The organism is Pseudomonas sp. KD5, from assembly GCF_012932895.1.
Taxonomy (GTDB): Bacteria; Pseudomonadota; Gammaproteobacteria; order Pseudomonadales; family Pseudomonadaceae; genus Aquipseudomonas.
Genome location: NZ_JDWJ01000005.1, coordinates 1 through 21,874 on the forward strand (window position 1 = coordinate 1; position 21,874 = coordinate 21,874).

The 21,874-nt window shown below is 58.2% G+C and carries 5 protein-coding genes; all 5 read right to left on the minus strand.

Annotated elements, in window-relative coordinates; translation table 11 throughout:
* Nucleotides 1-245 (minus strand): transposase (locus AF70_RS12170; RefSeq protein ID WP_256677890.1); only part of this gene is annotated, 245 nt, incomplete at its 3' end.
* Nucleotides 246-630: 385 nt separating this feature from the next.
* Entirely contained in the window at nucleotides 631-1,029 is a 399-nt protein-coding gene (locus AF70_RS12175) for a hypothetical protein (protein ID WP_028939364.1), read from the minus strand.
* A 27-nt stretch (nucleotides 1,030-1,056) separates the two neighbouring features.
* Complete coding sequence (locus tag AF70_RS12180; RefSeq protein ID WP_028939363.1) at nucleotides 1,057-1,857, minus strand: Imm49 family immunity protein; 801 nt, start codon at nucleotides 1,855-1,857, stop codon at nucleotides 1,057-1,059.
* A 10-nt stretch (nucleotides 1,858-1,867) separates the two neighbouring features.
* Entirely contained in the window at nucleotides 1,868-20,062 is an 18,195-nt protein-coding gene (locus AF70_RS12185; RefSeq protein ID WP_169342481.1) for a hemagglutinin repeat-containing protein, read from the minus strand.
* A gap of 411 nt (nucleotides 20,063-20,473) precedes the next feature.
* Nucleotides 20,474-21,820 carry a DEAD/DEAH box helicase gene (locus AF70_RS12190; protein ID WP_019580783.1) on the minus strand — a complete coding sequence of 449 codons (1,347 nt, stop codon included), beginning with the start codon at nucleotides 21,818-21,820 and terminating at the stop codon, nucleotides 20,474-20,476.
* Nucleotides 21,821-21,874 lie beyond the last annotated feature (54 nt).

Consider the following 21,874-nt stretch of genomic DNA (forward strand, 5'->3'; position numbering starts at 1 on the left):
CACGAACGGAAGCGTCCTTCCCATAAAGTCCCACTACGTCCATATGTACGATTTATGTATTGCACATATCGTTGCCCTATTCCTTTCATAAGCGAACTGGTGCTGCTGTGCCCATGAGAGCTAATCAACAAATGGACATGATTAGTCATAAGACACCACGCGTGAATTTCACACGAATCTTTGTTGGCCTGCTCAGCAAGCAGCTCTAAATAAAAAAGGTAATCATCCTCTGAAAAAAAAAGCAAACTGATCTATTATTTCCTCGTTGAATCAGATGCAAGGGGACACCTGGCATCAAGAGACGTGCTCTGCGTGGCATATGGTGAATCCGTTCACAATTAATGATGCCAATAACTTAGTCAATCCTACGAAAAACAATCTCCCTATCTATTTCACACTTTTTCAGATCGCTAAAGTGCGACACAGAAAAATGTAGTCTACCCCCATTTTTTGCCATTCTCAGGATAAACGTGGTCCGTCCCCGTATTTCATTTTTTGCCATTCTCAGGATAAACGTGGTCCGTCCCCGTATTTCATAAAACTAAACAAATATATCCGTACCTTCTTCTGCTTTTCCGCTCAAAGCTCCATTGCTCTGCGTATCTTTACCCGTAGTGGCGGCACTGGTGATCACACTGCAACGCGCAACATTTTTATTTCTTGAGACTTACCATTCATACAGATTACACCTGCCACCAAAGCCCCCCTACTCATTGCAGCCTCTATCTTCATAGAATATCCAATAGTCTCAGAGTCAAGTTTCAGACATTGAACCAGGGCTTTTAACCAGGATGTCGAATATTGCACATGCGGGCCTAAAGATGAATTATCTAACTGCAACCCACCGTCATCATCAAGAATCTTCAATCCAAGAAGCAAAGTCACTTCCCCATCGACCTCAGAGAATCCCAACTGATCGTTATTGAAGTCTCCACCATATCGACCTGGAATCAATACAGCGCCATATCTTTGCACTAAGGACTCAAATAGCCGACTTCGAAGTATCGCTTGCTCCGACTGATTATTCATAATAACGCTCCCGAGCCAATTAGAAGCTCACTTCAGAAAACTGTAAATGGGATTGTAATTAGCCAGGGGTTTAACCGGAAGCCACTCAACAGGTATGTAAGGTGTGTCAACCCGGACTTCATAACCATGACGCCAGGCAATTTTGGCATAGATCACGCCAAAAGTAGAAATCAGACCTTCGGAAAAGCCACTTTCAATACTGAGTCTTTTCTTTATTGAAGCCGGCGAGGTTAACTCTATCAAAGCAGCCTCCATTCCTGCTACATCACCGTTCGCAAGCGCCATAAAGAAATCATTATCCAGCAAAAACATTTTTTTCGGCCCTTTTGGTGGATTGGCACTCATCCGCAAGCAACGCTCGACTAATTGAGAAAAGTCCCCTTTAACTGCCAAGATTATCTGGTAGGCTAAAAAATCTGCGGTTGTCGTCGACTGAACTCTTTTTTCGTCAACAATTTCACTACAGTGACAAAACCAGTCAATAAGTGAAGCATTATCCGAGACAAGCGCCCTCATAAAGTCCATTGTTTTTGGAAGCAAATTCATTTTATCGCTTTGAAGCATAAACTGGTATTTATGCAGACATCCAGAGACGTAAAACCAGTTTTTCATAACCTCAAGATCGGCGCCTTCAAACCACGCATATATGCCTTTCGCGAAAGCATACGACGAAAGCCTTCCTGCACATGCAACAGGATTACCTTGATTGCTTTCAATATTGACTATATAGCCATCCACATCAAACCCACCATCTAGATGGGATTTGGTGTGCTCCAGCCTGTCTTTAGCCCTCGCCTTCCCCGGACCATAACTCTCAAATGAATTCACCCCAACAACCTCACTTCAACTTCGCCATTATTAATTGACCTGAACTACGATCCACACCCATAAGCCCTTTTATCAAACTACCGTTCTTCAAAGCATTATCAACTGATTTAAAAGCATCAGATCCTTTATCCAGCTTATCTAGTACCTTGTGGATCCAGGCATCTGACATCTGAACGATATCATCCGCCCCTTTGCTCAATGAGACGCCTCCATTTATTTGCTTCGAGTCCAGCACGATGACCGACTTGCCATCAGCACTGAGATAAACATGATCAAACCCGTTATTACTACCATATTTACCGCCCTCTAAAGCCTTTAGTCCTTGACGCTGAGCCACCGACTCGACCAGCTCCTCAGTGAGAACACCAGTACGGTCAACGCCCGTAGTGATTTGCGCTGCCAACGTTTTTTCAGCAGATGTCAAATCAGTAATAGCATAGCTGTTTGCGTTAAGCTTCGTTGCACTGACATAACCTCCCACCGTCGGCTCGATCGCTGCCAGTTCATTGATTGCAGGAACCCCTGAATTGATTGTAGGAGGCCGGTTAGTCGGCCCTCCCGTGCCGGTATCCAGGTTTTTCGTGGTCTTGATTTCCAGCTCGGCAACTCGCTCGCCAAGTTCAGCACTGTCCTTGACGAGCATTTTACCCAGGGTTTTGCTCGATACCTCGATCCCAACTTTTGCTAGCGTCAGTCCCGCTTTAGCAGCACCACCTACACCGGTTACCACGCTACCCACGGTGTAGATCAACAGACCTAGATCGCGTCCCAACTGGACCGCCTGATCGTCTCCACCGGTTTCAAGTGCCAACGTCATCCGGTCGATGCTGGCCAATAGGCTTTTCGTAGCCTCTTCACCAAGTCTGGCGCGTACATCCGGATTGTTGACTGCTGAAGCGAGCCCCTGCAGGCCCTCGATTGGATTAGCCAGGAATTGCGACAAGCCTTCGACGTCTTGCAGGCCAGCCTCAGCAATGCCCAAGCCAATACCGCCAGTCGTCAGTGCATCTTGCTTTAGTGAGATTCCAGCCCACTTGGCTATCACTTGTGCTTGGGCTATCAATCCCTCGCTCTTGGCTTCTTCCAGCTCCCTTTGGGCCTGCACGTACTGCTGTGTCGCCAACCAGTTGTTATCGACGTTCGCCGTGGCCGCGTTGTTTGCGGTCGCCGCGCCGTTCGGGTTACTCATGGCCGCAATACCGGTCACCAGGCTGGTGATGATGTTGCGTTTGGCTTCACGCTCTATAGCGGTTTCGTTCGGGTCGGCGTCCGCGAACAGACCGGCGAGCACGCTGGCTGCAGAACCACCCAAGGCGCCGGCCGAGCAACTCTGGCTACTGGCCGCCGCGCCCGCACAACCGAGAATCGCATGCAGCGCCGCGTGTTCAGGGCTGCCTTCCTTCAGGCCCTTTTTCACCAGTTCGCCGATGTACGCCGAGCCTTGTTGCTGGACGTAGTTGACCACCATGTTTTGTGCGAATTGGGCGCCGCTGCCGCTCACGTTACCGCTGATACCCGCGACCAGGGCTGTTGCGATTTGCCGGTAAGTGCCACCTGCGCCCCAGTTTTCGTCGATTTCCCGGATCTGCTGCTTGAGCACCTGATAATTCTCGAGGTGCTTAATTTGATCGGCCGAAGACAAACCTGGTGTATTAAAAAGCACCCTCTCCTTCTCGGCCTGCTCCTTCAACTGGTCGATTTCCCTCGCACGACTCTCAATGTACTGAGAAACGTTCTGCACAAACTTGCCGACGATCTCGAAGTCCACGCCGATTTCTTGCGCATCGAAGATCGGCTTGAGTTTGTTACTGCCGTCACGATCGCTGGAGACATCAGTATTGATTGCAGCAATCGCCTGCTCTGCCGTCTGACCGGTCAACTCCTGTTGCTTGACGGTATTGGTGATGGTAACCGTCGCGCCGCTGATCCCGCTGTGGGTGGTGCTGCTGGAACTGTCACCGGCAAACAAGGCAATCGGTGTTGTAACGCTCACGCCTTCCTTGCTGGCAACGACAGGCCCGCCCCTGTGGGCCGTAGCGCTGGCGTTGCCGTTTGCATCACGGCCGATGTCGCCGCCGTACCCACCACTGAGGTTGATACTGCTGGCGTCATACTCAGCCTTGTTCTTGATGTCGGAGCTGGTCAGCGTGCCGGTACTCAGGGTGTTTTTGCCGTCGGCGACCGCTTTGTCGGTGCTGGCGATGACCGCCCCAACAAGATCGGTATTGCCGGTGACTTCAACCTGGAAACCGCCATCGCCGGCCTTGATGCCTGATTGTTCGCTAACGCTGGCGTACTCGCTTTGCATGTGTTGCAGGGAGATGCCGCCGCTGACGCTGCTGGTGCCGTAACAGAATGGAGGAATGCAAAGGCTCACACCTACGTTGACACTCGACTGCTGCGATTTGTAAGTGCTGGTGTCCTGCAAACTCTCGATGTTGAGGTCGCCGCCGACTTTGACCTTGACCGTTTCACCGCTGGCGACTGCACCCTTAATGTTGGTATCGCCGCCGCTTTGCAGATTCAGCGTATGGCCGGACTTGATCGACGTGTTGGTTTGGGTGACATCATCGCCATCGGCACTGCCGCGTCCCTTGTTGGCGGCCAGTTCAAAGGTGATGCCGTTGCTTTCACCAAAGCCGAAACCAATTCCGGCGCTCCAGCCACTGTTGCTGTTGCTGCTTTCCTGATGTGCGGTGTTTTGCGCGGACAGCAAATTGATCGCGCCGTCGGCTTTAAGGGAGACGTCCCCGCCACCCTCGATCCGGCTTCCAACCACATTGATGTCGCTGTCAGCACCGGCCCCGGTGGAGACGATGTTGATATTGCCGCCAGCTACCACACCGCTGCCCACGACGTTACGACCACTCTGAGTGCTGGTCATGTTGCTCTGGCTGTTGCTCAGATTGACGCTGACCTTAACCCCGGCTTTAGGGTCCTGCATTATGGCCTTGCCCGCATCCATGGCCTGATTGGCACTCATGGCCGCGTTCACGGCAGCCAACGCGACCATCCGATCATCACTGGTTTTCTGCGCCGCTTCGCCCATCTGCTGAATGCCTCGCAAAGCATCAAGCAGCGGAATGCTCACCGTTCCGCCGATGGCCGTACGGCTGGTACTGGCCGTTTTGGTGGATTCCATGGTGTCGAAACCGGCCTCGATATCGACATGCTTGGCAGTAATGCCGATATCACCCTGAGGTGTGACCAACTGACTGGCGGTTTGGGTGTAATGGTCGCCCGCCGTGAGGCTGATGTTGCCACCCAGCGATGCGATCTGGCTGCCCGACTGGCGGGTAGAGGTGTATTGATCGGCTTCTTTCTGCTTGACGATCCCTGTCGCGCCCTGCCACCAGGAGCCTATTTCGCCGACTTTTTTACTACCGGATTTGGAACTCGAAGTCTCGGTATTTTCCGCGCTAGTGATTTCCAGATTACGACCGGCATTGATGCCGATGTTCTTGTCGGCTACCAGCGTACTGCCCTCAACAACAGTGTCGCGGCCACTCTTGATTTGAATGCTGCCGCCGCTGATATCACTGCCGATGCTTTGGGTTGAGGTTGTTTGCCCTTGTTGCGATTTTTGCGTGGAGGACAGCAAGCCCGTGAACGTTGCACTGGTCTTGCTGGAGCTTTTCGACTGTGTGGTTGTTTGCGTTTCCTCGCCAGCACCAATCAATACGTCGTTTCCAGCGGTGAGTTTCACCGCTTCTTCAGCACGCAGTGCAGCGGCTGTCAGCGAGATATCGTTATCGGCTTTCAGTTCGATGTTTTTTGCCACCAGCTCAGTACTGTTCAAGCGGGTCTGCGTGACTTCCGAACTGCTGGATTTGCTGGAGGACCACCCCTTTTTAGACGAGGCGTTGGCCTGACTGGCGTAGTCTTCGGCAGCATGCAGATTGATGTCGCGGCCAGCGGTAGCGAGCAATGTTCCGTCGCTGTTCAGCTTGGCACCTGTGGCGTTGAAATCCTGCCCGGCAGAGATCGCCAGCTTGTTCCCTGCCTCGACACTCGAACTGGCAGACATGACGCTGTCGGTTTCAGTCATTGTCGACTTTTTCTTGCCGAATGAACCCTTCTTGGTTTTCGAGTAGTAGGAGTAATCAACGTTGTCCGCTGTCTCTAGGTTCACATCATTGCCAGCGAACAGATAAGCCTCATCCCCTGCACTCACTCTGCTGGCGATCAGGTTCAGATCCTTGCCCGCACTGAGGGTAATGTTGCCCCCCGCATTGACCGTGCTAGACACCTGACTGACATGGTCTTCCCGGCTGGTGATTTTTTTGTTTTGACTAAAGGAATGCTGTTCATCCGCAGCCGAGGCCAGTGTCAGATCTCCGACGGCGCTCATGTTTATGTCGCGTTTGGCGTCGATTTGGCTGGCGATAGCGGTGATGTCACGACCGGCATTGATCTTCAGGCTCTGTCCCACATCAACGCTTGAACCATATTGGGTGATGGTTTGCTCGCGGTTCACGCCACGCTCATGGCTGACGACCTGCTCGGCGGAGGTAATGTTGACGTCACGACCGGCGTTGATCGTGGTGTCGTTAGCACTTTTCAGGACACCGCCGACGTTATTGAAATCGCGTCCGGCGTTGATCGTCAGGGTGTTGGCTGCCTCGATCCGGGCGGCGCTGTCGACGACATCAGTGTGGGATCGGCTGTTACCGATACGGCTGTCGCCGCCGGTGACGGTACGTTCGTTGATCACGTCGCCCCGAGTGGCGGTGAGCGTAACGTCACGACCAGCGATGATGCCGCCGGCCTTGTTGACTATGTTGTTGCCGGCTTTCAGGTCGAGGCGATTGCCGGCTTCCACCAGGCCGCTGTTGACCAGGTCGTTGGTGGCGGTGGCCGACAGGTTGTTGGAAGCACGCAAGGTGCCGGCGTTGTTCAGGTCTTTGCCGGCGATCAGGGTTACGTCGCTGCCCTGGATCAAGGCACCGTTGGCGGCCAGGCGATTGTTGGCGTTGGCCAGATACAGCACCGGTACCAGCACTTGCTCGCCGTTCACCTCGACATTTTCCATCCAGACAATGTCATGGGTCAGGGCGGCGACTTGTTCGGAGGTCAGGCTGACGCCCAACGACAGGTTGAGCTCTGTTTTGCTGGCAACGGCATTGTTCATCAGGTATTTGAACAAGGCTTCGTCGCTGGTCTGGCCATCGATAAAGCGCTGACCGGTACGAGCCACTACCGCTTGCTGGATCAGGCGTTGTTCATAAAGGCCATCGCCCAGGCGCTTGGCACTTTGGTCGGGGTCGTAGCCCAGGTTCGACAACAGGTAGTCCGAGCTCATGAATTGCTTGAGGTCGGTAAGTACCGGGTTGGTTTCGATCAGGTATTTTTGGGGTTTGGACTGGCCGCTGCTGGCCGGCAATCCTTGGACGCGATTGATGGTAAAGGCTGTGGAGCGACCCGGCAGTGCCGAGCCGGTTGAATTGGCAGCCGGTGCGCTGACGTCGATCGCGCTGGCACCGACGCCCACGTTCGACGCCACATAATCAACGGGCTTCAGGTCAACGCTGCTGGCGGAGGCCTGAGTGTTGCTGACCGGTAGAATGTTCCTTGGCTGGACGTTAACCACCGGTTGCTGACGCTGGGTCGTGCTGACGCTGCCGCCGCCCATGGTCCAGCTTTGCGGACCGCTGGCCACTGGAGTGCTGCTGTCTTGCCCGCTAAGGCGGAACAAGCCGTTCTGGCCGGTCGGCAGGCTGAAGCCTGGCAACGACACCGGGTTCACTTGCTGCTGCGCAAGGTCGGGGGGCAGTTGTTGATTGATGTTAATAATGGTCGGTGTATTGCCATTGGTCTGGGTCGAACCCAGGCGCGAACCGTTGGGGTTCAGCGCCACGCCTTCACGCACCACGCTGTTAGTCAGGTCCTGCGTAGCATTGATGGTCACTTGTCCGCCGGCCTGAACCACGGCATTCGCGTACGTTGACGGGCTCTGGTAGGTAATCACCTCATCGAAAAATTGAGCGTTTTTGACCGCGTCTGGAGCGGCGGTGCGAACCCCATCGCTGTAGTGTGCTGGGGCAAGATTGTTAGGAGCTTCATCAACATGAACTATGCCAAAGGAGGTGTAGGGATTATCCCCGCGACCTCCGGACTTCGACAGTATCGTGAACATGGACTCGACATTGGAAGCGCTCCAAGCATGCAAGCTGGGACGCTGGTATTGATTGTAGTAAGCGGGATCATTGGCGGCGTCGTAGTTCATCACCGCCTCCCAGAAAGCCATATTCTGATTCGCGTTGTGGGGTAAGTTGAATGAACGCCGCACGCTGTAATCGCCTACAGACGCGCCTCGGTTGGTGAACGACTGCAGGTTCAGGGTCAAGTCGCCACCGGCGCTAACCGTCGACGCCTGATTGAGAAACTCTCCTCCGTTGGCCAGAAAGTTTCTCCCGGCCGTCATACTGGCCGATGCAGAATCCTGAACGATCTGAGACGAATAGTTTTCCACCCAGACCATGTAACCGTCTTCCCGATAACCAATGTATGGAGCGAACGCTGCACAGCTGTAACACTGCACCCCGATGTAACCCGAAACCAATCCCCCAGTAGCCTGGAACACATCCTTGCGGTTCTCGATATGGTCAACGTTCAGGGTTATGTCCTGAGCACTTTCCAGTGTTGCCGAGATGTTGGAAAACGACTGGCTGCGACCGCCATTGTCATCCCTGGCGAGATTGATGCTGCCCAGGCTGTACACATCGGCATAGCGGTTGGTGAACGTGTTGGCCCTCAGCGCCATGTCTTTGCCACTGAAGATCAGGCCGTTCTGGTTCAACAGAGTGGCAGCCTTAAGTCGCACATTTTCGCTGCCACCGAGAGTCCCGAAGTTGTTCAGGTTTGTTGCCGTAACGTCCAGATCGCCCACGGAGCTCACACGTCCGTAGTTGTTCAGGGTGCCCGCGGACAGGGTGGTTTTGGCCCCCCCGGTGATTTTACTGTTGGTCACCAGGTCGATCTGGCTGGCGCTCAGATTCATGTTTCCCTGGCTGCTCAGTCGGCCATTGCCACCGTAGTTGCCGCCCAAGGTCAGCTTCATGCTGCCATCACTGGCAATCAGGCCATCGTTGTACCAATTGCCACCGGTACCGACGAGGCTGTCCGAGGCCAGCAGTTGGCCGCTCGCCGTCTGGCTGAAATTGTTTACGTTGACGTTCAGGCGCCCGGCCTGGATGACGTTGCTGTTGGTCCAGCTGTCGGCGTTGAGGGTCAGGCCGCCGCGAGTAACGATGGTGCCGCCGGCGCCGGTGACGTTGGCGGTGGAAATGTCGAAAGTACCGTTGCCCACGTGCAGCAGACTGCCACCACCGTTGAGGAAGCCGCCCACCGCCATGGTCAGGTCGGTGTTGGCGCTTTCCAGGGTGCCGTTGCGGTTGTCGAACAAGCCACCGATCTGGAAGTTGGTTTTGCCTTTGTCGCCGAGGGCGCGCAGTTGGCCGGTCTGGTTGTCGAGGCTGGCGGCCTTGATCGACAGGGTGCTGTCGCTCTCGATGATGCCCAGTCGGTTGTTCAGGGCACCGCTGAGGGTGAGGTCGATCTGTTGACCGGCGATCTGGCCGTCATTGTCGCCGCTGTTGTCAAAGTTGTTGCCGGTGACGCTGACCTTGCCTTTGGCATAGAGGCCGCCATTGCGGTTGTCGAAGTTGCCGGTGACGACAGTCGCGTCGCCGCCTTGCGCAGCGATACGCCCGCCGTAGTTATCGATACCGGCCAGCGCAGTCAGGTTCAGGCGCTGGGCCTGGGTGACGCCGCTGCGGCGGTTGTTGTTCAGGTCATAGCCGTTTTTCAGCACGCCGGTCAGGTTGGCCGTGAACGCGGCTTGCAGGCTGGCGAGCACGCCGCCGCGGTTATCGAGGTTGCCGGCCTTGATCGACAGGTCGCCGTCCTTGGCCACAATGCGGCCGCTCTGGTTGTCGATATCGCCGCCGATGGTGAGGTTCAAAGCCCCCTGGCTTTGCAGAGTGCCCTTGGCGTTGACGAGGCTGGCGGCCTGGATTTGCAGGTCGCCATTCTGGCTGTAGATCTGGCCGTCGGCGCTGTTCTGCAGCGTACCGCCCGTGGTGATGGTCAGTAGATTATTGGCCGCGATGGTGCCGAGATTGCGGTTGTCCAGGCCACCGGTGAGCAACGTCATCAAGCCTTGGCTGGCGATTTGACCGCCCTGGTTATTGATTTGCGTGGCGCGTTGCACCAGCAGTGGGCCGGCGCTGGCCAGTTTGCCGTTGGTGTTGGTCAGGGCGCCGAGCAGGTCGAGGGTCACGGCACCGTTGCCGATCAGATTGCCGCCGGTGTTATCCAGTGCGGTGCCGGTGAAACTGAGGTCCTGTTTTGCGTTGACGGTGCCGCCGGCATTCCCTAGGGTCATCGCCTGCATGGTCAGGGTCGCGCCGCTGTCGATCAAGCCGCCCTGGGCGTTGTTCAGCAGACCGCTGAGGGTCAGGGTCTGATTGCCGCCGCTGGACAGAATGCCACCGTTGCTGTTGTCCAGGCTCGACGCGTTGACGCTCAGGGTTTTCCGGCTGACCAGTGCACCTTCGCCGCTGTTGAGAATGGCACCACTTACGGTGACGGCCACATCGCTGTCATGACTCGACAGCGTGCCTTTGTTGCGGTTGTCCAGGCTGTTGCTGGTGAGGCTCAGGCCTTGCCAGCCGGAGATCAGACCGCCCTGGTTGAGTACCGTGTCGGCGTTGACCGTCAGCAGGTTATTGCTGATCAATTTTCCGTTGTTGTTGTTATCCAGTGCGCGGGCTGTCAGATCGAGGCTCTGGCTGCTGGAGATTTCGCCGTTCCGGTTGTTCAGGTCACGCAGGTGCTTGAGACTCAGCAAACCCGTGGTGGTGATCAGGCCGGCACCGTTGTTCAGGTCGCCGGTGGCCGCCCCGAAGTCGATGGCAATGGCGCTGCCCAGCAAAGAACCGTTCTGGTTATTCAGACCGCTGCTGTTGATTGTCAGCCCCGTGGTGGCGTTGATCAGTCCCTGGCTCTGGTTCGTCAGCAGCCCGTCGAGGTTCAGATCGAGGTTGGCGCGGCTGGTCAGCGTGCCGCCGCTGTTGTCCAGGCTGGCGGCTTTGACGTCGAGTGCTGCGGCGGCGATCAGGCCTTTGAGGTTGGTCAGTGCCTGATCGATGCGCAGGGTCAGGGGCTGATTGCTCAGCAGTTTGCCGTTGCTGTTGTCCAGGCTGCGAGCAGCGATGGTGAAAGCCTCGGCGCTGGAGATTTCGCCGCCGTTGTTATGAACGTCGGTGAGGTTTTTGAGCATCAACAACGGCGCGCTGATCAGACCATTCTGGTTGTTCAGCTGACCCTTGTTCAGATCCAGTGTCAGAGACGTGTTGCTGAACAGTTGCCCGCCTTGCTGATCCAGGCCGGTGACACTGGCCGTCAGGGCACCGACACTGGCGATGCGGCCGCCATCCTGGTTGGTCAGTTGAGCGGTGGTCAGGTCCAGGCCGGCACCGCTGTTCAAGCGACCGGTGTGGCTGTTATCCAGCGCACCGGTATTGACGATCACCGCGTCTTTGCCACTGATGCTGCCGTTATTGCGGTTGTCGAGGCTGGCACTGTTGAGTGTGATGCCAGCATCCGTGACGATCTCGCCGCCCTGGTTGAGCACAGCGCCGGTGGTGGTCAACGTCAGCGGCCCTGCCGCGGAAACGCTGCCCAGGGTGTTGGTCAAGCTCGCGGCCGTGACCCCGAGTGTGCCTTCAGCGCTGAGCAAGCCTTGGCTGTTATTGAGATCACCCTTGAGATCGAGCTTCAGGTTTTTCTGACTCAACAGCGAGCCGCCACTGTTGTCGAGATCGCGTCCGGTCAATGTCAGGTCGGCCTTGCCCGAGAGCAGACCTTTGGCGCGGTTGATGATGTTTTCGACTGTCAGGGACAGTGCGCCTTCAGCGAATACCTGGCCGCCATCGCTGTTGTCCAGACGGTTGCCGATCAGGGTGACATCTGACTTGCTCGACAACTCACCACCGCGGTTATCGACCGATTCGACGTTCAGTTGCAGTCCGTTGGTTGCGCCGATAAGGCCGCCAAACCGGTTATCGAGGTTGATCCCCGTCAGGGTGAGCCCACCGGTTGCGATCAACTGACCGCCCTGATTGTTCAGGGTCGCAACGTTGGCCGTGACATCGGTTTTACCGGCGATCTGGCCACGGGTGTTGTCCAGGCTATCGGCGCTGAGGTTCACGTCACCGTCAGCGATGAACGTGCCATCCTGATTGACGACCTGACCGTCCACCGTCACCCCGAGGGTGCCATGACTGCTGATCAAGCCGCCGGTGTTGTCCAGGCGCGCGCTGTGCACCTCCAGGGTCTGCGCGGAAATCAGCCCCTTGATGCTGGCGAGCAGTTGATCGATGTGCAGCGTCAAACCCTGATTACTGATCAGTTTGCCGTTACTGTTATCCAGATTCTGGGCAGCCAGTGTAAAGGCCTGGGCGCTGGAGATTTCACCGTTCTGGTTGTTGACGTCCTTGAGGTTTTTCAACATCAGCAACGGTGCATTGATCAGCCCGTTCTGGTTGTTCAGTTGGCCGTGATTCAAGTCCAGGCTCAGGACGGTTTTGCTGAACAGCTGACCGCCCTGCTGATCGAAACCGGTGACACTGGCGGTCAGAGCCTTATCGCTGGCGATTCGGCTGGCAACGCCATTACTGACTTGGGTCGCGGTCAGGTCGAGCGTATCGCCGCTGATCAATTGACCGCCCTGAGTGTTGTCGAACGTACCCGTTGTGACGGCGGTCGCGCTCTTGCCACTGATCAGGCCGTTCTGGCTGTTATTCAGGCTTTGGCTGTTGAGGGTCAGGCCGCTGTCGGTGGTAATCGACCCGCCCTGATTGTTCAGCACTCCTGTCGTCGTCAGCGCCAACGCACCGGCGCTCGACACGCTGCCACGGGTGTTGTCGAGGCTGGCCGCGTTGACCGTCAGGGTGCCTTCACTGCTGATCAGGCCTTCGATGTTGCTCAGCGCATTGTCGAGGCGAATATCCAGCCCAAGCTGAGTGACGAGGCTGCCACCACTGTTGTCCAGGCTCTGGCCCGTCACTGTCGTGGCGCCCTTGCCGAACAACAGCCCCTTGGTCTGGTTGATGATCTGCGCCACTTTCAGGCCCAGCTCAGTGCCGGCCAGAATCTTGCCGTTGTCACTGTTGTTCAGACTTTGGCCTTCGATGGCCACATCAACCGCGCTGGAGATTTCGCCGCCGCGGTTGTCCACCTCATCGACATTGAGTTTCAGCGCTTTTGTCGCGCCTACCAGTCCGCCGTTGCGGTTATCGAGCCCGTTGCCATTGAGGCTCAACGTTCCTTGAGCAACAAGCTCGCCGCCCTGGTTGGTGAATTGCGCAACCTTGGCCGTCAGATCGGTTGTGCCGGAGATACGACCGCCGCTGTTGTCGACGCTGGCTGCCTGCAGTTGCACCGCCCCCGCTGCGCTGAGCAAGCCGCCGCGGTTATCCAGATGAGTGCCGTTGAAGTTGATGGCGGCCTGGCTGTTGAGCAGACCTTGCTGGCGGTTATCGAGTTGTCCGACGGTCAGTTGCAGGTCTTTGCCAGCGCGTACTTTGCCGGTGCGGTTATCCAGCGAATCGCTGCGCAGGGTCAGGCGATCCTTGCCGGTCAGGCTGCCATTGCGGTTGTCGAGGCTGCCGGTTTGCAGGTCGACCACGCCTTTGGCACTCAGGTTGCCATTCTGGTTATCGAACAAGCCATTGATGCGTGCGGTGAAACTGCCGTCGCTGACCAGGCTGCCGCCATGACTGTTATCCAGGCTGGCGGCGCTGATGCTCACGCTTTGGCCGGAACCCAGCACGCCGTTCTGGTTATTCAGGGCGCCGATCAAGCCGATGTTCAGGGCAACGTCGCCCGTGACCTGGCCGTCACTGTTGTCCAGTGTCGTGGCGGTGATAGCGGTGTTGCCAGCACTGGAGACTTCGCCCTCGTGGTTGTTCAGGTGGCCGAGATTCGCCGTGAGGTTGCCATTACTGGTGATGACGCCCTTGGTGTTGAGGACCTGTGTGGCTTTCAACTCCAGAGCGCCGCTGCCGAGTACCCGGCCAGTGTTCTGGTTGTCCAGGGTCCCGGCGGTGATGTTGGCGGTTTGCGCGGCGCTCAATGTGCCGCCCTGATTGTTCAGGGTCTGGCTGGTGTTGACCGTCAGGTTGCGGCTGGCCACCACGCTCTTGCCAAGGTTGTTGAAGTTCTGCGCATTCAGGTTCACATCGCCATTGGCATTACGGCTGGTATCAGCATTGACCCCGGCTTCGATGATGCCGTTGTTGGTCAGCACACCACCGGCCGTCAGCGCGATGCTGTCCCGGGCGGCGAGGGTTTGCTGGTTGGTCAGGTTGCCTTGGGTTTGCACGTTGACGGCGGTGCCGGCNTTGTTGGCGTTGGCCAGGTACAGCACCGGCACCAGCACTTGCTCGCCGTTCACCTCGGCATTTTCCATCCAGACAATATCGTGGGTCAGGGCCGCGACTTGTTCAGAGGTCAGGCTGACACCCAAGGACAGGTTGAGCTCCGTCTTACTGGCGATGGCGTTATTCATCAGGTACTTGAACAGGCCCTCGTCGGAGGTCTGGCCATCGATGAAGCGCTGGCCGGTGCGGGCAACCACGGCTTGCTGGATCAGGCGTTGTTCATAAAGACCATCGCCCAGACGCTTGGCACTTTGGTCGGGGTCGTAGCCCAGGTTCGACAACAGGTAATCCGAGCTCATGAATTGCTTGAGGTCGGTGAGTACCGGGTTGGTTTCGATCAGGTATTTGTGCGGTTGGGATTTGCCAGCATTGCTCGGCAAGCCTTGCACGCGGTTGAGGGTGACTGGCGCACTGGTGGACGCGGTGACAGTGGCGCCGGTGAGGCTCCAGCTTTGTGGGCCGGTGCCGGTCGGGTTGGTGCTGCCTTCCTGGCTCAAACGGAACAGGCCGTTCTGTCCGGAGGGCAGGCTGAAGCCGGGCAGACTCACCGGGTTAACCTGCTGTTGCGCCAGGTCCGGTGGTAGTTGTTGGTTCAGGGTGATGCGCGTGGAGAACTGGCTGCCCGAAGCACTGGTGCCCGTGCGGGGGCCACTGCCCACGTAGGTGTAGCCAGGGCGAACGACGCTGTTGTCGATGTTGTTCTGGGCGTTGATATTGACCGCACCGGCGGCCTGGATAATGGCGGCATAGCTCTGATCGCCGGTGGCCAACTGGGTGACCTGGCGGAACTCGGGCATCTCGACTTCGGTGGCGCCGATGAAGTGGGCCATTGCCGCTTCCAGGCCGGTGAGGTGGTTGGCGTCATAACCGCTGCTGGCAAACCAGTACTGATCGGTGAAGGCGCTGGCGGCATCAACCAAGCCGCCGGCGTCGTCGGTCCGTTCGCTGCGGTACACCCGCACCGTTTCGGTATCGTTGGTCTCTACGCCGGTGTTGGTCAGGTTGTTCAGCGTAGCGGTGAGGTTGCCGCTGGTGGCGATGGTGCTGCTCTGGTTAAACAGCTCGCCGCCGTTGATGTTCAGATTACCGCCAGCGGTGATGCTGGACGCCGCACTGGCGGCGGTCACTTCCAGTTTTTCACGCTGGGTGATTTCCCAGGTATGAGTTACCACGGGACCGCCGCAGTCATTGTTGTAATGCGGCCGGTTGCACGCACCCTCATCAATCCTGGCGGTGTAGATACCGCCATTACTGATGGTCAACAGCGCACGGATGTTTTGGATCGTGCTCGCCGCCAGGCTCATGCTGCCGTCGCTTTGAATCGACGCAGAACTGTTGACGATGCTGTCGGCCTGGGCGCCTTGTCCGTTACGGTCAATCGTGAGGTTGCCCAGGCTGTAGATGTTGGCGTAGCTGTTGTTCAGCGCATTGACCCGCAGGCCCATGTTGCCGCCGCTGAAGATCAGCCCGCGATCATTGACCAGCGAGCCGGTGGTGGCGGTCAGTTGTTGAGCGCTGGCCAGCGTCCCGAAGTTGTTGATCCCGCCGGCGTTCACGGTCAGGTTGGCAGCCGACGTCAAGCGCCCGGCATTGTTCAGTTGGCCACCCACCGACACGGTAGTGTCCCCTCCACCGGCAATGCTGGCGGCCGCGTTGAGGTTCAGTTGTGCGGCGCTCAGGCCGAGCGTTCCCCGGCTGCTGAGCCGACCGCTTCCCGAATAAGTACCGCCAAGGTCGATCTTCAAGTTGCCGTCACTGGCGATCAGGCCATCGTTGTTCCAGTTGCCGCCGCTGCCAGTCAGTTGGCTGACAGCCAAGAGCTGACCATTGGCAGTCTGGTTGAGGCTATTGATATTGACGGTCAGGCGATCGGCCTGGATTACGCTGTTGTTGGTCCATCCGTCAGCGGTCAGGGTCAGGCCACCGCGGGTGACGAAGCTGCCGCCGGCACCACCCAGTTGTCCGGTGGCAATGTCGAAGAGGCCAGTGCCGACGTGCAGCACGTTGCCGCCGACGTTCAGCAAACCACCGGCACCGAGGCTCAGGTCGTTGTTGGCGGATTCCACGGTGCCGTTGCGGTTGTCGAACACGCCACCGATGGTGAAGGCGGTTTTGCCAGTGCCGCCCAATGCACGCAGTTGTCCGGTCTGGTTATCGACGCTCGCCGCCGTGATGGCCAGGGTGCTTTCACTTTCGATGATGCCCAGGCGGTTGTTCAATGCGCCGCGCAGGCTCAGGTCGATCTGTTGCCCGCCGATCTGCCCGTCGTTGTCGCCGCTGTTGTCGAAGTTATTGCCGGTGACGCTGACCCGGCCCTTGGCGTAGAGGCCGCCATTGCGGTTGTCGAAGTTGCCGTTGGTGCCGGTGTCGACGATGGCGTCACCGGTTTGCGCGGTGATCCGCCCGCCGTAGTTGTCGAGGCCGGCCAGTGCCTTGAGGTCCAGACTCTGGGCCTGAATGATCCCGCCCTGACGATTGTTGTTCAGGTCATAGCCGTTACGCAGTACGCCAGTGATATGGCTGCTGAAGGCGCCTTGCAGGCTGGAGAGCACACCGCCGCGGCTGTCGAGGCTGGCGGCGGTGATGTCGAGGTTGCCGCTCTTGGCGACGATGCGCCCGCTCTGGTTATCGATGGCGCCGCTAGTTTTCACCGTCAAGTCGCCCTGGCTTTGCAGGGTGCCTTTGGCGTTATCGAGGCTGGCGGCGTTGAGCGTCAGGCCGGCGTTGCTGCTGAAGATCTGACCGTTGGCGCTGTTCTGTACGACGCCATTGGCCGTGAGCGTCAACCCATCATTGGCCGCGACAGTGCCGCCATTGCGGTTATCGAGGCCACCGGTCAACAGGTTCAGCAAACCCTGGCTTGCAAGCTGGCCGCCCTGGTTGTCGATCTGCCGCGCGCGCTGAATCACCAGTGGGCCGTTGCTCGCCAGTTTGCCGCTGATATTGGTCAGGGTGCCGAGCAGATCGAGGGTGATCGCGCCCTTGCCCGCCAAGGTACCGGCGCTGTTGTTCAGATCGGTGCCGGTGAAGCTGATGTCCCGCTGGGCATTGATGGTTGCATTGGCGTTGCTGAGGGTTTGGGCCTGGATATCCAGAGCGGCGCCGCTGTCGATCAAACCGCCCTGGGCGTTATTCAGTGTTCCGGCAATGACCAAGGTTTGCGCACCGGCACTGGAAAGAATGCCGTTGTCGCTGTTGTCGAGGCTGGCCGCCGTGACCTTCAGCGTGCCGTGACTGACCAGAGCGCCGGCGTTGCTGTTACGCACGGCACCGGTGAGGTCCACCAGCACGTCACCGTCGCGGCTCGACAAGGTGCCCTGATTGCGGTTGTCGAGGCTGCCGCCCAGAAGGCTCAAACTCTGCCAGCCGGAAATCAGTCCATTGAGGTTCGTGGTGACATCGGCGGTGAGGTCCAGTTGCTGACGACTGATGAGTTTGCCGTCGCTGTTGTCCAGGTTGCGGCCCGTCAGGGTGTAGCTTTGGCTGCTGGAGAGTTCACCGCCACGGTTGTTCAAGTCCCGCAGGTTGCGGATGCTTAGTTGACCGGTGGTGGTAATCAGGCCGTTGGCGTTGTTCAGGTCGCCCATGGCGCCGCTGAAGTCGATGGCAATGGCGCTGCCGAGCAACGAGCCGCCGTTCTGGTTGTTCAAGCTCGCGGCGTTGATGTTCAGGTTTTGGCTGGCGTTGATCAGTCCTTGGTCCTGATTATCGAGCCGGCCGGTAACCCGAAGTTCGAGACCGGTGCGACTGGTCAGGGTGCCGCCGTTGTTGTTCAGGCTACCGGCCTGCACATCGACGTTGGCCGCCGCGATCAAGCCTTTGATGTTGGTCAGCGCCTGCTGCACGCGCAGGGTCACGGCCTGATTGCCGAGCAGTTTGCCGTTGCTGTTGTCGAGGCTGTCGGCCGCCAGCGTGAACGCCTGGGCACTGGATATTTCGCCGTTGCGGTTGTTCACCTGGGCGAGGTTTTTCAGCACCAGTGCCGGGGCATTGATCAAACCGTTCTGGTTATTCAGCTCGCCGTGATTCAGGTCCAGGGTCAGCGACGTGTTACTGGTGAGCTGCCCGCCATCGTGTTGGTCGAGGCTGCCGACACTGATCGTCAGGGCCTTGTTGCTGGCGATCCGGCCCTTGCTGCTGTTATCGACCTGGCCGGCGTTGAGGCTCAGGCTGTCGAGGCTGGTCAGTTTGCCGCCCTGGTTGTTCACCGCCCCCGTGGCGGTGATGCTCAAGGCCTGACCGGCGTTCACCAGCCCCGCCACGTTATCCAGCGTGGCCATGCGCAGCGTCGCGGTGGCCAGGCTCGAGAGCTCGCCAGTGCGGTTGTTCAGGTGGCCGAGGGTGGCGTCGAGATGACCGGTACTGGTAATCAGACCGTTGCTGTTGAGGACCTGATTGGCCGTGAGGTTGAGATTGCCGCTGCTCAGCACCCGGCCGTTGTTCTGGTTGTCCAAAGTCCCGACGGTGATGTTGGCGGTTTGCCCGGCGCTCAACGTGCCGCCCTGATTGTTCAGGGTCTGGCTGGTGTTAACCGTCAGATTGCGGCTGGCCACCACGCTCTTGCCAGTGTTGGTGAAATTCTGCGCATTCAGGTTCACATCACCGCTGGCATTGCGGCTGGTATCGGCGTTGACCCCGGCTTCGATGATGCCGTTGTTGGTCAATACACCACCGGCCGTCAGCGCGATGCTGTCCCGGGCGGCGAGGGTTTGCTGGTTGGTCAGGTTGCCTTGGGTTTGCACGTTGACGGCGGTGCCGGCGTAGACCGGGCCNCGCGCATCGAGNCTGGCGGCTTTGACATTGACGGCGCCTGCGGCCGAGGTTTGCGCCAGGCTGAGATGGCCGTTGGCGTCGAGCTGGATATCNCCACCGCTGGCGNNCAGNTTGCCNTCGAGNTTCACCCCGACCCCGGCNTCGGTNCCNACCAGTTTGATCGCCCCGGCGTACATGCCNCCCANNGCCGANGAGTCGATNGCCAGTTGNGGNTTGGCACTGCCGTCATCGGCGCGNGCGGTGGCGTTGAGGCTGTCGGCGTTGACGTCGTTGCGACCGGCGACGATGGTCAGGTTCTTCGCCTGAATCTCGGCGTTGATCTTCGCGCTGCGGGTGATGATTTCAAACTGGTCGACGTTGTTGGCGTTCAGCCCGGCGCCGTCGATGGAGACGCTGCCCTGATCGACCTGGAAGCGATCCAGACGACCACTACCGTCCAGCACCGGTTTGCCGGTGGTCAGGGTCACGCGCGGAGTATTGATGAAGCCGCAGCCATTGCAGCTGATGCCGTAGGGGTTGGCCACGATGACCCGTGCCGACTGCCCCGCCACTTCGGTGTAACCGCGCAACTGGCTGGGGCTGCCGCCGACCACTTCGTTGAGGATGGTTTGCGCCGCGACTCCGTTGGTCAGGTTGGGGTTGCCGATGATGATCCCGCCCAGTTGCGTCGCGCCGGTCTGGTTGGCGACGTTGTTGAGGATGACGCCCTGGGTGCCGACGTTGTAATCGTGAAACTGGTTATGCGACAGCCCCGTGCCGTTGGGCGTGGCGATCTGGATAATCGGCACCCCGTTGCCCGCCTGCCCGAGGCTGGTGCCCGGCGTGGCCACCACAATCCCGTCGGCCTGAGCCCACATCGGCTGCCAGAACATGACGTTGGCCAACAGGAACGCCAGCCCGCGCTTGGGCATGCCCCAGAAGTGCTCACGGTTTTTGACCGCAGCCGAGGGCTGGCCAGCGAGGAAGGCGTAGTGGCGAACGTCCATGTCAAAGAGTCTCGGTGCGAACGGCAAGAATGGAATGAGCAAATCACAGACAAAGCCGTCCCGACTCGGCAGACGCTGGGGGCGCTTGCAGAGCGAATACGTCATAAGGGGGTAGGTACGCGCCTGGGTCAGAAGGTCCAGAGCGTGGCGTAAACGACCATTGCATCAGCGTGCGGATGGTCTGTTCGGTCCCTCGAAACGGCAAAGTGATATCAATGTGATGGCGCGATGTTAAGTTGCCATCATTCTGACGTCAATAAGCCGTTCGGGATGTTTTTTGCGAAGGCTCTAGCTTGCGGTTTTTGGTCGATTACCTGAACGCTCTGGATCGAGGCAGAGCCGAGGGCTGCAATTTCTTGACGTAAAAAAACCCGGACACTGTCCGGGTTTTCATTGGTTCGCTACGGCGCTTTATTCAGCCGCCGGCGCTTCCGGCTTGCGGCGTTTCAAAGGCGCCATGCCGTCCTTGCTGACCAGCGACAGGGCGTCGGTCTTCGGGCGGTTGGCGATCTTGCGCTTGGTTGGGGCCTTGGCGCCGGTTTTCTTCTTGTCGCCCTTGGCGTCGACCTTTTTCTTCTTCACGCCAACGGCTTTGCCCGAGGCCTTGACCTTTTTCGGTCCGCCGTAGGTGCCTTTGACTTCCTTGATGGTGCGGCGCTCGAAGCTCTGCTTGAGGTAGCGTTCGATGCTCGACATCAGGTTCCAGTCGCCGTGGCAGATCAGCGAGATGGCCAGGCCATCGTTGCCGGCGCGGCCGGTGCGACCGATGCGGTGCACGTACTCGTCGCCGCTGCGCGGCATGTCGAAGTTGATCACCAGGTCCAGGCCGTCCACGTCCAGGCCACGGGCAGCGACGTCGGTGGCCACGAGGATTTTCACCCCGCCCTGCTTCAGACGGTCGATGGCCAGTTTGCGGTCTTTCTGGTCCTTCTCGCCGTGCAGCACGAACGCTTTGTATTCCTGCGCCACCAGGCGGCCGTAGATACGGTCGGCCATGGCCCGGGTGTTGGTGAACACGATGGCCTTCTGGTAGGTCTCGTTGGCCAGCAGCCAGTTGACGATCTGTTCTTTGTGCTGGTTGTGGTCAGCGGTGATGATTTGCTGACGGGTGGTTTCGTTCAACTGGCTGACTGCGTTGAGCTGCAAGTGCTCAGGGTTGTTCAGGACCTTGGCGATCATCTCGCGCAGGCCCGAACCGCCGGTGGTGGCGGAGAACAGCATGGTCTGCTGGCGGTTGGTGCACTCATCCACCAGACGCTGCACATCTTCGGCAAAACCCATGTCGAGCATGCGGTCGGCTTCGTCGAGCACCAGCACTTCGACTTCCTTGAGGTCGAGGTTGCCGGCGTTCAGTTGCTCGATCATCCGGCCCGGTGTACCGATCAGGATGTCCGGCACCTTGCGCAGCATGGCGGCCTGGACCTTGAAGTCTTCACCGCCGGTAATCAAACCGGACTTGATGAAAGTGAACTGAGCGAAGCGCTCGACTTCCTTGATGGTCTGCTGGGCCAGCTCGCGGGTCGGCAGCAGGATCAGGGTCTTGATGCTGACGCGGACTTTGGCCGGGCCGATCAAGCGGTTGAGGATCGGCAAAACGAAGGCGGCGGTTTTGCCGCTGCCGGTTTGCGCTGTCACCCGCAGGTCACGCCCTTGGAGCGCCAGCGGAATAGCCGCTGCTTGCACAGGCGTTGGCTCGACAAATTTAAGCTCGGCCACGGCTTTGAGCAGACGTTCGTGCAGGGCGAATTGGGAAAACACGGGTGCTACCTCGAAGAAATACAAAAAAACAGCTGCATAGGGTAACGGTTTCGA

What these genes read in the sequence shown, in the direction of transcription:
- AF70_RS12175 (WP_028939364.1), bottom strand. Translation starts at nt 1,029, where the DNA reads ATGAATAATCAGTCGGAGCAAGCGATACTTCGAAGTCGGCTATTTGAG.